This window comes from Nonomuraea maritima, from assembly GCF_900100395.1.
GTDB lineage: Bacteria > Actinomycetota > Actinomycetes > Streptosporangiales > Streptosporangiaceae > Nonomuraea > Nonomuraea maritima.
The window spans coordinates 1-12,018 of record NZ_FNFB01000026.1; the positions used below are offsets into that span (position 1 = coordinate 1).

9 protein-coding genes are annotated in these 12,018 nt (G+C 71.5%); 3 read left to right on the plus strand and 6 right to left on the minus strand.

Going from position 1 to position 12,018, the window contains the following annotated elements:
- Positions 1-500: 500 nt before the first annotated feature.
- Positions 501-1,538 (plus strand): AI-2E family transporter, encoded by a 1,038-nt coding sequence (locus tag BLR04_RS30120; RefSeq protein ID WP_245740717.1) that lies wholly within the window; start codon positions 501-503, stop codon positions 1,536-1,538.
- Here BLR04_RS30120 and BLR04_RS30125 read toward each other — a convergent pair.
- The 4 genes from BLR04_RS30125 to BLR04_RS30140 form a co-directional block, all read right to left on the minus strand.
- Positions 1,518-2,306: a helix-turn-helix transcriptional regulator gene (locus BLR04_RS30125; RefSeq protein ID WP_090771631.1), complete on the minus strand. Its 789-nt coding sequence runs from the start codon at positions 2,304-2,306 to the stop codon at positions 1,518-1,520. The genes BLR04_RS30120 and BLR04_RS30125 overlap by 21 nt on opposite strands.
- A gap of 237 nt (positions 2,307-2,543) precedes the next feature.
- Complete coding sequence (locus BLR04_RS30130) at positions 2,544-3,398, minus strand: hypothetical protein (protein ID WP_090771633.1); 855 nt, start codon at positions 3,396-3,398, stop codon at positions 2,544-2,546.
- A gap of 88 nt (positions 3,399-3,486) precedes the next feature.
- Positions 3,487-5,262 (minus strand): vWA domain-containing protein, encoded by a 1,776-nt coding sequence (locus BLR04_RS30135; protein WP_218129229.1) that lies wholly within the window; start codon positions 5,260-5,262, stop codon positions 3,487-3,489.
- Positions 5,259-6,320, minus strand: coding sequence for an AAA family ATPase (locus BLR04_RS30140; RefSeq protein ID WP_090771637.1), 1,062 nt, complete (start codon positions 6,318-6,320; stop codon positions 5,259-5,261). Before BLR04_RS30140 ends, BLR04_RS30135 begins: the two co-directional genes overlap by 4 nt.
- Positions 6,321-6,582: 262 nt before the next feature.
- On the opposite strand from BLR04_RS30140, the gene erm reads away from it, so the two are divergent.
- Positions 6,583-7,407, plus strand: coding sequence for an ErmE/ErmH/ErmO/ErmR family 23S rRNA (adenine(2058)-N(6))-methyltransferase (gene erm, locus BLR04_RS30145; protein ID WP_090771639.1), 825 nt, complete (start codon positions 6,583-6,585; stop codon positions 7,405-7,407).
- Here the strand turns inward: erm and BLR04_RS30150 are convergent.
- The gene (locus BLR04_RS30150) at positions 7,396-8,784 is read right to left on the minus strand and encodes a hypothetical protein (RefSeq protein ID WP_090771641.1); all 1,389 of its coding nucleotides are present in this window, start codon (positions 8,782-8,784) and stop codon (positions 7,396-7,398) included. The genes erm and BLR04_RS30150 overlap by 12 nt on opposite strands.
- A 119-nt stretch (positions 8,785-8,903) precedes the next feature.
- On the opposite strand from BLR04_RS30150, the gene BLR04_RS30155 reads away from it, so the two are divergent.
- Positions 8,904-10,496: a molybdopterin-dependent oxidoreductase gene (locus tag BLR04_RS30155; protein WP_090771643.1), complete on the plus strand. Its 1,593-nt coding sequence runs from the start codon at positions 8,904-8,906 to the stop codon at positions 10,494-10,496.
- Positions 10,497-10,502: 6 nt separating this feature from the next.
- Here the strand turns inward: BLR04_RS30155 and BLR04_RS42475 are convergent, their stop codons facing one another.
- Positions 10,503-11,939, minus strand: a complete 1,437-nt coding sequence (locus tag BLR04_RS42475) for a carbohydrate-binding protein (protein ID WP_090771767.1) — start codon at positions 11,937-11,939, stop codon at positions 10,503-10,505.
- Positions 11,940-12,018: the final 79 nt, after the last annotated feature.

Here is a 12,018-nt window from a genome sequence, read left to right on the forward strand (position 1 = left end):
AGCACGCCGCCAGCGTTCGTCCTGAGCCAGGATCAAACTCTCCAAAAAATGTTTGGAAACTTCGTCCAAGCAAAACCGTCAAAAATCATTTGACGAGGTGTTGCATGAAAAATCATGCACTGGCTTTTAACACACTGTTGAGTTCTCAAGAAACGGACGCGTACTTCCTGACCAGAACCACTTTCGTGATCCCCGCTCGGAGGCGTTCATTTCGTCTTTCGTTGTGTCTTAATTCTCTCAGCCGTTCAAGTTCCTGTCAAATTGACCGGTCTTGCTCGATCTGCGGGAATTAATCCCTGCCCCCTTTCGGGGACAACCCCTCTAACTTACCAGCCGTTCCGAGTGGACGCGCACGTCTTCGTCTTTGCGACTGTGTCAGGAGGTGGTCCCGAGTGGGCTCGGCGATCAACGCCGCTCCCGTGGGACTGGTGAACTCTATGTACGCCTCCCGGAACCGTCAAATCGATGGTTCCGGACCGCGCCGGGGGTAGGTATGGGTGGTGCCAGATCAACCCCTGCCCAGGTCGCTCACCATCCTGCTGGGCACGGCGGCCGCCGTGGTCGTGCTCTTCGGTATCCGCGAGGTGTCCTCCATCGCCGGCCCGGTCGTGCTCGCGCTCGTGCTCGTGATCGCCGTGTCACCGGTGCGCAACTGGCTCGCGGCGCGACGCGCCCCCATCTGGCTCCAGGTGGCGGTGCCGTTCCTCATCGTCGTGCTCGTGCTGGTCGGCATGGTGGCCATCCTGACCGTCTCCGCCACCGAGCTCGCCACGCTGCTGCCCACGTACACCGGGCAGTTCGAGAAGCTGGTGGCCGACGCTCAGGCGTGGGCCACCTCGCACGGGCTCAGCAACGAGGTGCTCAGCAAGTGGGTGACGGCGTTCGACCCGGAGCGGGTGCTGGGGCTGGCACAGGTTCTGCTCGGAAGCCTGATCGGCGTGCTGTCGTCGCTGTTCCTCATCGTGGTGCTGCTGCTCGCGATGTCGCTCGACGCGCCGGCGACCGCGAGAGTCGTCTCCAGGGCCGAAGGTCGCCGCCCGCACCTGGTGACCGCCCTCGGGACGTTCACCCACAAGACGCGCCGCTACCTGATCGTCTCGACCGTCTTCGGGCTGATCAACGCAGTGCTCGACATGCTCGCGCTGTCGCTGCTGGACGTGCCGTTGCCGCTGCTGTGGGGCGTGCTCGCGCTCATCGCCAACTACATCCCGAACATCGGGTTCGTCATCGCGCTGCTGCCGCCGACGATGCTCGCCCTGCTGGACGGCGGCGTGCAGACGATGGTGCTGGTCATCATCGCCTACATCGTCATCAACGTGGTCACGCAGTCGTTCATCCTGCCGAAGTTCCTGGGTGACGCGGTGGGGCTGACGACGACGATGACGTTCGTCTCGCTGATCGTCTGGACGTTCGTGCTGGGGCCGCTGGGCGCGATCCTCGCGATCCCGCTGAGCCTGCTGACGCGGGCGCTGCTGATCGACAGCGACCCGGACGCCGAGTGGGCGCGAGCCCTCGTGTCAGGCCGCCCGCGCGGGTGACAGCAGGCGGCGGATCGGCCCGCCGCTCAGGCGTCGGACGTCGTGCGCGAGGTGAGCCTGATCGGCGTAGCCCGCCGTGACCGCCACCTCGGCCAGGGGGACGCCCGCACGGGCCAGCCGCAGCGCGTGCTGGAAGCGGAGGACGCGCTGGACCGTCTTGGGGGCGTAACCGAACGCGGCGACGCAGCGGCGGTGCAGGTGGCGCTCGCTGAACCCGAGGTCGGAGGCCACCTGGGCGATCGAACGGCCCGCGCGCAGACCTGCCGCGACGGCGGGTGCGGCGGGGTCGGGGGCGTCGGCGCCCGCCACGAGACGCCGACGGACCGCGGCGCGCATCGCGGCGAGCCGCGCCTTAACGTCGCCGTGGACGTCGCCGCGGACGTCGCCGTGGACGTCGCCGCGGTCGGCACCGGTGCCGAGGTCGAGGTCGAGGTCGAGGATGCCGGGGTCGAGGATGCCGGGGTCGAGGATGCCGGGGAGGTCGGCGAGTGCGACGCGCTGGTCGCGCAGCTCGTGCAGCGGGACGCCGAAGAAGCCGCCGGCCGCGCCCGGCCGGAACCTGATGCCGGCCAGCGCGTCACCGGCCCCGACGCTCGCGGGCATGGGGCCGGTGTCGGGACCGGCCACGAACAGCCCTTCCGGCCCCCAGATGAGGTCGATGCACCCGTCGGGCACCACGAGCGTGGTCGCGGCCGCCGAGCTGGTGCGCACCCACTCGCACGCGACGCGACGGGTGAGGTCGGGGGTGGCGGGCCGCTCGACGTACATGACCCCACCGTACGCGGCAGGTCCGACAGGAAAGGCTCAGCTGGGGATGCGGCCGTACGCGGCAGGTCGGACGGGACGGGGTCAGTCCAGCATGCGGCCGTACGCGGCAGGTCGGACGGGACGGGGTCAGTCCAGCATGCGGCCGTACGCGGCAGGTCGGACGGGACGGAGTCAGCCCAGCATGCGGCCGGTCCCGTAAGGCGGGGTCGGCTCGGCATGCGGCTGGTCCCGTCGGGGTCAGCCGGGGATGCGGCCGTACGCGCGGAGGGTGGCGAGGCGGGCGACGGTGATGTGGCCGCCCCACTCGTGTTCCACCAGCGGGGTCCACATGAGCCAGTTGCCGTTCCAGCCGCCCTCGGGCGACTGGGCGGCGAGCAGCGCGTCGAGGTGCGGCTCCAGCAGGTCGCGCTCGAACAGCGGCAGCCGCAGGGGCGCGGGGGCGAAGTCCAGCGGGAAGTGCGCCTCACCGGCGGCGTGCGGGTCGAGGCTCACCGTCGCGAGGATCGCCGCGCGCAGCCGCGCGAACTCGGCCTCCGCTCGCGTCCGGTCGGGGACGAGCTCCAGGAACGGCACCACGGCGCGCGCCGTGTACGGGGTCAGCTCGTCGAGGGCCGCGATGCGCGACCAGCAGAACTCCGTCGCGGGCGCCAGCCACGGGTGGGCGACGCCGTGCTTGTGCAGCAGGGCGGCGATCCCGGCGGTGGGGATGAGGTGGCCGGGCGGGTCGTCCTGCGGCGCCCACCAGGGGGCGTGCGGGGCCTCGCGCGCGGAGGGCAGGACGAACGGCACGCCGCCGTCGGGTGTGCTGACGGACGTGAGGTAGTCGCAGGCCGCGGCCACCATGGGCGCGTCGAACGCGTCGAGCTCGTCGAGGATCCAGAACGCCACCTCGACCGGTTCCGGCTGGCTGCCGGGGCCGCGCAGGTCGGGCTCGAGGGCGTGACCGAAGCCGCCGTCGAGGTTCTGGTAGCAGCGCAGCGCGTCGAGCACGCGTTCGCGGGAACCGCCCCGGAACAGCGCCTCGAAGCGCATCCTGTCGATCAGCCTGCCGTGCAGGCGCAGATAGTGCTCCGCCTTGTCGACGACGTCCATGAGGGAGGGGCTCCTCTCGTGCCGGCGGCCGGTTACGACGGTGACGTTACCGGGGCGGGGCGCGGATCTCTTGTCAGAATCGGACGGCTCACGTCAGGAAGAACACCGGCCCGCGCGGCCTGAAGGGCAGGGAGGCGCCGCGCGGCACCAGGAACGCGTGCTCCCGGCGGATGCGCAGCACGTCGCAGTCGCCGTCCGTGATCACGAGGACCGGCCCGTCGGGCGGGAAGTCGTCGGCGTGTTCGAGCAGCCTGACGCCCGGCTGGAGGTACGTGCCGCCCCGGCCGCGCACCTTGGCCTTGCCCGCGATCTCCTCGACCGGCAGGTATCCGGCGTCGTACGCCGCCGCGTCGCAGAAGACGACCCGGGCGCGCGGCACGTCGCGGGCAGCGGCGTAGGAGGCGATGGCGCCGAGCGCCTTGCCGAGCAGCTGTACGTCCATGGAGCCGGAGGTGTCGAGGACGACCCCGAACGTCCGCTTGCGCACGGTCTCCTCGGGACGGATCCAGCCGGGACGCGGGATGCCAGGGCTCGACGCCTGCCGGCGGGAGGCGCGGGCGTAGCTGCGCCGCTTCTCCTCGGGGGTGAAGTGCTCGTCGAACCAGCGGGCGAGCTGGGCGTCCCAGGGCAGCGGGGGCTGGTCGAGCGCCCGGATCTCCTGTTCGAGGCCTGCGGGGACGAACCCGCGGCCGGCCGACTGGTGGTAGGCGAGGCCGGTGCGCAGGGCGTTGCGGTAGTACTCGTCGAGGTCGACGTAGTCGCGGACGCGGCCAGGCGGGCGGTCGAGCTGGTCGCCGAGCCCGCGCCCGCGCAGGGTGGCGAGCTTGCGCATGCGCCGCAGGTCGACGGCGATGAGGTCGTAGACGGCCTCGGCGGACATGCCACTCAGCGACTGGTCGTACAGGAGCCCTTCGGGCATCTCGCCGACGCCCATCTCGACGAGCCACCCGTTGATGACGTAGTCGCAGGCGACGTTCCACAGGTACGGGTCGCGCATGCCGACCCGCTCGCCGTGGCGCAGGGCGGCGTGCAGCATCTCGTGGGCGAGGACGAACCGCCATTCGGGCTCGGAGTGCTTGGCGAGCGGGTTGACGTAGATCTCGCCGGCCTCGGAGCTGACCGCGGCGATCGCGATGTCCCACTCCCTGGCCAGCTGGGCGTCCGAGACGATCGACATGCCGGTGGCCAGCGCTCCGAGCAGCGGATAGGACGACATGAACCAGCGCAGCGCGGCGTCCCACGGCCCTTTCACGTGCCCCTCGGCGGGGGTACGGGGTGCGCCGGCGCGGTCGAGCGCCTCGGTCGCGGTGGCGGCGACGCCGATGGCGAACGAGCGCTGGAAGTCGAGGGTCTCGGCCAGCTCGGCCGTGCCGATGCGGAAGTCGGGCTCGCCCATGGGCTGGAACTGCGGGGGCACGCCGAGCCTGCGCCATTGCTCGGACAGCGTCACCTCGTCGTTGTCCGGGAGGTCGGCGGGCAGCGGCGCGGGGCAGCGTCCGAGCTTGAGGGTGCGCAGGAACCGGTCCACCGCCACGCAGCAGGCGGCGTGGTACGCGGGGACGGGGCGGTCGTCGTCGACGTCCTTCGGCGCGCACGTGCGCGGATCGGCGTGGCCGAAGCCCACGTGCAGCAGGAGGTGGGCGAAGACCCACGTCCATTCCTCGGCGGGGGCGCGGCGCGTCGGGTGGTAGTAGACCTCGCCGTACTCGGTGACGATCGCCCAGGTGTCGGGGTGCAGCATGCCCTCGTCGGCTTCGTACAGCTCGCCGTCGAGGAGGCTGAACAGCGCGCGCCGGGCGACGGCCTTCCAGCCCTTCAGCACCTCCTCGCGCCACGGGTCTGCCTTGGGCTTGTGCCTGCTCACGATCGCGCCGCCATCAGCCGGGGCACGTCCCTTCCGACCTCGACCAGGAACCAGGCGGGCAGCGCGGGCGCGCCGTGGGCGTCGTTGGCGATGACGAGCTGGGCGCATTCGAGGGAGATCTCGGCCAGCTCCACGAGCAGCGTCTTGGCGCGGAAGCCCAGGTCGCGCCCGCTTCTGGAGGCTCGGCGCCGGTCGGCGGGCAGCTCTTTGACCAGGCGGGCGCGGAACGCCTCGGCCAGGAAGTAGAGCAGGTCGCGCTCCTCGGGCCGCCGCGGCCAGGGGGCCTCGCCCTTCAGCACGGCCTCCAGGTCGTACGCGTGGCGCACGGTCTTGACGTAGGCGCGGAACGCGGAGGCGTGCGCGGCGCCGACCGTGCCGAACGCGAGCGTCGCGAGGGTCTCGTCGGCGAGGTCGTCGCCGTAGGAGTGGAGCACGTCGGACAGCATGTGCCAGGCGCGCGGCGAGGAGAACGGCTCCTCGGTCTTCGGCGGCGGGCTCCACAGGTGGTCGGGACGCTGCACGAGGTAGTCGACGACCCACGGATGGATGCCGTTCTTCGCCGCCCACGTCAGCCAGTCGTCGGCGGAGGCCCGCAGGTGGATGTGGATCAGGCGGTTGACCAGGGCGGAGGCCATCGGGCGGGCCAGCGCGTTGTCGGTGGCCCGGTTGCCGGCGCCGATGACCACGGACCCTTCCGGCAGCTCGTACGTGCCGATCCTGCGGTCGAGGATCAGCGAGTAGAACGCCTTCTGCACCTCGGGCGCTGAGGCGTTGAGCTCGTCGAGGAACAGGCAGTAGGGCTCGTCCCTGGCGATCGACTCGGGCGGGGCGAACCGGCTGCGGCCGTCGACCAGCTCGGGCACGCCGATCAGGTCCTCGGGGGCGAGCTGGGTGCCGAGCAGGGTCACGCACTCCAGACCGAGGGAGGCGGCGAAGTCGCGCACCAGCGAGCTCTTGCCGATGCCTGGCGCGCCCCACAGGAACACCGGCCTGACCACGGCGACGTGCAGCAGCAGCTCGGGCAGCTGGGCCGGGGTCACGGTGATCGTCGCCTGCATGGATCAAGCATGACGAACCGAGCGAAGTGCTCGCACCCCATTTAATCCGTTGCCCGGGCGATCAGCGGCCACGTACGGTGACACGCATGTCGAGCATGTTCTGCTGCCCGTTCTTCATCCGCATCCGCCGCAGCCGGGCTCTGGCCCGCTAGCGGAGGCGACACCCCAGGCAGCCCCAGGTTGAACTGAGGCCGACGCGTCCGCAGGCGCGCCCAGGGCCCTTCGAGACCCGACAATCTCGAGGACCCGGAAGGGCAGTGCTGTGGCGCAGAATTTCGCGCACGGAAACTATTCACACACCCAGAAGAAGGCCAGGACCGGCAAGGGCGGCCGTACCTCCGCCGACAGGAACCGGCGGACGCTGTCCCAGAACTTCCTGGTCGACCGGCATGCCGTCGATCTGATGGTCAAGGCGGCCGCGCCCGCGGGGCTCGTGCTGGAGCCCGGCACCGGCGAGGGCGTGCTCACGCTCGCGCTGGCGCAGGCGGGCGCGCAGGTCGTCGGTTACGAGATCGATCCCCGGCTCGCGGGGCTCCTGGCCGCGCGGACGCGTGACGATCCCCGGATCGAGGTGGTCAGGGGTGACTTCACCCGCGCCCGCGCTCCGCGCGAGCCGTTCGCGGTCGTGGGGAACATCCCGTACGCCATCACGTCGAAGATCGTCGACTGGTGCCTGCGGGCGCCGTCGCTGACCTCGGCGACACTGCTCACGCAGCGGGAGTACGCCCGCAAGCGCACCGGCGACTACGGCCGGTGGAGCCTGGTCACGGTGGAGTCGTGGCCGTGGTTCGGCTGGCGGCTGGGCGACACGGTGGGCAGGGAGGCGTTCCGTCCGGTGCCCGCGGTCGACTCGGCGATCCTGCGGATCGAGCGCAGGCCTGAGCCGCTCGTCGACGACCCGCGTTCGTACCGGCAGCTGGTGGAGCTGGGCTTCGGCGGGGTCGGCGGGTCGGTACGGGCCTCGCTGCGGACCCGCTACGACGGGGTGGACGCGGCGCTGGACGCCGCGGGCGTGCCCCGCGACGCCGTCGTCGGGTACGTCCACCCCGACCAGTGGGTCACGCTGTGGGGGCGCCTATGCCGATGACGTAGCCGTGGTGGCCGTGCCCGCTCCGGCGGGCACGGGCGCGGGGGCCGTCGAGACGCGGCGGCCCCACGGCATGGCCAGCGCCAGGATCGGCAGCAGCACGATCGACGCCCGCGACCAGTACGAATGCAGCATCCACCAGGTGTTGACGTCGAACTGCGTCATGTAGAGGTAGCCGTAGCCGGACCACAGGCAGACGCCCACGATGGCCGGCCAGGCGAACTTCGTCGGGCGGGCGATCAGGAACGGCATGAACCACAGCAGGTACTGGGCGCCGAGCCGGGGCGTCATGACCATGAAGACGAGCAGGATGGCCGTGGTCAGGTCGATCGGGTCGGCCCGCCGCCACAGGAGGATGACGGCGATGACGCTGACGTAGATGAGGTTGGTGCCGAACGACGCCAGGTCGGGACGAAGCGCCCAGTCGCCGCCGGTGAACCACGGGGTGTAGCCCCACTCGCCGACGATGGGCCGGATGTCGCGGATGGTGTCGATGACCGCGGGGATCTGCTGGAGCGAGGTGCCGGCGAAGACCGGCAGCGTGACCAGGAAGAACAGCGGCACGAGCCCGGTCGTGAACAGCGCGGCGATGCGGGAGCGCAGCGTGGGCAGGAGCAGCAGCATGCCGGGGATCAGCCAGATCGGCCAGCTCTTGGCGCACAGCGCGAGGCCCATGAGCACGCCGGCCAGCGCGCCGCGCTTCAGCTGGGCGCGGTCGTCGGGGCCGGGCAGCAGGGCGTTGTGGAGCGGGCCGCCGCGGCCGAGCACCCGCGCGATCGAGCCGCCCACGCCGTGCGCCGCCAGGCCGTGGCGCAGCCTGGCCACCACGTCGGTGACCATGCCGGGACGGTCGGGATCGCCGGGGCCGCGGGCGACCACGAACGCGGCCACGCCGAACACGAGCGCGACCGGTTCGACCTGGCCGTGGACGCCGGCGATGAGCACGGCGAGCGGGTTGAGCGCGTACTGCAGGGCGCGCAGGGACGCCTTCGGACCGCCCGCGAGCTTGGCGACGAGCGGGATGAGCACGATGTCGGCGACCACGGTGACCAGGCGTCCGGCGTATTCCCAGGGGATGCCGAGCCACAGCAGGATGCCGTAGACGTACGGGATGGTGGGCAGGAAGTGCCAGCCGCCGTTGCTGGCCAGCACCGGGTCCTGGCCGCGCAGCACCGCCTCACCTGCGGGCTTGAAGCTCTCGACGAAGTCGACCGGCTGCCAGGTGTCGACAGCGGACGTGCACATGATGAGCACACGGACGGCCACGCCCACGAGGACGGCGACGATGAGGGGCGGACGCCAGTCGCGCCACTGGGCGACGATGGCGAGGACGAGCCCGGCGACGAGGACAGTGCCCGTGAGAAGTGCGTAATCCATGGCGGGCACTAGCCTGCCGCAACATCACGGACACTGCCACCTGGGCTTGCGATTCTTATCCCCGACATGCCGACACGTATCCCGATACGGGATGCCGCTCTGTGTTGAACTTTTCTCCCATGGGGGGATCGCAGGTCAACCAGGCACTGATCAGGCTCTATTTCGAGGTGAGGGATGCGCTGCGCGACCCCGTCGCCGCCTGGGGGCAGCTCGCGGGCGACGCCCTGAGGTACCGGTCGGCCAGGGGCGAGCGGCGGGTGCCGCTGGACGACGACACGGCCGCGGAGATCGCGGCGGCGGCCATCCTGCACACGACCGCCGCGCACGGCGCCGACCGGGTGGCGGCCCTCGCGACCACGCCGCTGGCGCGGCTCGTGGGCGGTCTCGGCGGCGCCGTGCTGACCGAGCATCCGTGCGCGCCCGACCAGGTTCTCGGGCCTGGGTTCACGGGCCCTGGCGCCGACGACTGGGCGCGGCAGGCGTACGTGCTGCTGTGGGGTGAGAACAACCGGATGGCGCGTACGGCGGACACCCCGCCGGTGATCGCCGGGCGGTACCGGGGGCAGAAGGTGGTCGCGATCGGCACGCATCCGACCCGGCTGTCCGACGAGACGCTGGTGGTCAGGCCGGGCACCGACGGCGCGCTGGCCATGGCCATGGGGCACGTGCTGCTCAAGGAGTTCTTCCTCGACCGCTCCCCCTTCGGCCGGCACGCGCTGGAGGGCACCGACCTGCCGTTCCTCGTCAGGCTCCGCGAGCGGGACTCGGCGTGGGTGCCCGACGGGCTGGCGGGCAAACCCGAGGGCACGGTCTGCGACCGGCTCAGCCTGTACGGCGGGGAGACGGTCGAGGTGCTGCTGCCGCGCTTCGACGACGGGCCGCGGGTGCTGCGGCGCGGCGTGCCCGTGGTGCGCGACGGCGACGAACTGGTGACGACCGTGTTCGACCTGCTGCTCGCGGTCTACGGGGTGGCGCGGCCCGGCCTGCCTGGGGTGTGGCCGGACGGGTACGACGACCGGCGCGAGCCGTACACGCCCGCCTGGCAGGAGGCGTACACGGGGGTGGCGGCCTCGCGCGTGGTGAAGATCGCGCGGGAGCTGGGGGTGACGGCCGAGAAGACGGGTGGGCGGTGCGTGATCGTGCCGGGACGGCTGGAGACGCCGCACGCCGACACCGCCTACCGGGCGATGCTGGCGTTGCTGGTGCTGACCGGGTGCGGGAACGGGTGGGCGCAGGCGGGCACGCCGGGCATCCCGCTGGTGCCGTACCTGTGCCTGCACGCGTGCGGGGAGGACCGCGCTGACGTGGGGGCGCTGAGCTGGGCGCTGGCCGACGGGTTCTTCGCGGGCAGGACGTCGCGCTCGGTGCTGCTGGAGGCGGTGCGCGACGGCTGGCCGATGGCGCCGCCGCCGCGCGTGCTGGCGCTGCCGCGCCCGATCTACCCGCTGCCGCCCGACCTCGACCTGCTGATCGGGCCGGACGAGCACTGCGACCTGTCGCCGCCCGACACCGAGCTGGTGGCCGGGGCCGTGCTCAGGCTGGCCGGGAAGGCCGGGCCTGCGGCCCCGGCCGAGCCGGGCGGGCGGGCGTCAGGGCGGATGCGGCTGCTGGTGGACCACGCCTGGATGCGCGAGTACGGCGAGGCGCTGCCCACCTACCGGCCGCCCGGCCTCGGCATCCCGCTCAAGCCCACCCAGCTCGTGCGCGCGTGAGGGCGGTCAGAAGCCGGCGGTGATCCTGGTGAACTCCCAGTCGGGCTGCGAGATGCCGCTGCAGTGCGCGACCGAGCCGCCGCCCGGGCAGGGACGGTCGCGGTTGACCGCCCAGTACGCGAGCCTGGTGAGCCCGCGGGTCTTGGCCCAGTCGCGGATCTGCGTCCAGGTGGAGGGCGAGGTGGTTTCCTGCTGGTCGGAGATGCCGTTCATGCCGGAGATGCCCATGCGGGCGTAGGCCTGGGCGTCGGTCCAGCCGTTGGCGTTCTTGAGCGCGTTCTTCAGCCCTTCGGCGGCGCTGACGGTGTCCTGGTAGAGGTTCGAGCCGCCGAAGTTGAACGGCATGATCGTGTAGTTGTCGATCGGGACGCCCAGCGCCCGCGCCTGGTTGATGAGCCGGACGCCGTTGCCGTCGGGGCCGCTCCTGGTGGTGCCGAAGGTGACGACGACCTTGACGTTCGGGTTGTTCGCCTTGACGATCTTGAGGGCGTTCAGGATGCGGTCCTGGACGGTGGGGTTGCCGAACTCGTCGCTGTTCTCGATGTCGAAGTCGACGACGGCCGGCCCGACGGCGTTGATGACCTGCTGCACCGCCCCGGCGAAGGCGTGCGGCGAGGAGCAGTTGGGGCCGAGCTTGTTGCCCGACCAGCCGCCGAACGAGATCTGGACGCTGCCGCCCTTCGACTTGATGGTGTTGATGGCCTGCTGGTCGGGGCCGCCGGTGAGCGGGCGCTGGCCGTCCCAGGCGGGGTTGCAGCCGCCGCTCGACAGGATGAACGCCATCGTGAACGACCTGATGCCGGTCGCGTCCATGACCGTGCCGGGGTTGGGCGGGCTGCCCCAGCCCATGTAGAGGTAGGGGGCTCCGGCCATCTTGGAGGGGTTCGGGTCGGGACCTGGCCCGCTGCCAGAGGTCGTCACCGTGACGGCGTTGCTCGAGGCGGACAGGTTCCCTGCGGCGTCGCGGGCGCGGACGGTGTAGGTGTAGGCGGTGCCCGCGGCGCGGCCGGTGTCGGTGAACGTCGTCCCGCTCACCGTGGTGACCGCGGAGCCGCCGCGGTAGACCTGGTAGCCGGTGACGCCGACGTTGTCGGTGGCGGCGTTCCAGGCCAGCGACACGCTGGAGGACGTGACGCCGGTCGAGCGGAGGTTGCCTGGCGTGGAGGGCGGGCTGGTGTCGCCGCCGTTGCCGGATCCGGCCTGCCAGAGCGCGGGGGTGGTGGCCGGCGCCCAGTCGGGCTGGGAGGTGTGCGCCTGGAGGCACACGTAGTCGACGCCGTTGTAGGTGACGACCGCGCCGACGGCGTACGCGGTCCACGGGGTCCAGGCGGGGGCCATCTGCTGGACGGCCCCCAGGGCGGCGGGTGGGGCGGCCAGCCCCGCGCCGGCCAGCGCGAGGGCCACTCCCGCGAGGAGGGCGGTGAGTCTTCTGCGGAGTCTCATGGACATCCCCTCAAGGTGCGGATCGACCGGAGGTGTGCAGAACTTTTAGGAAAGTTTCCTAATATTTGCCGCGATCGTA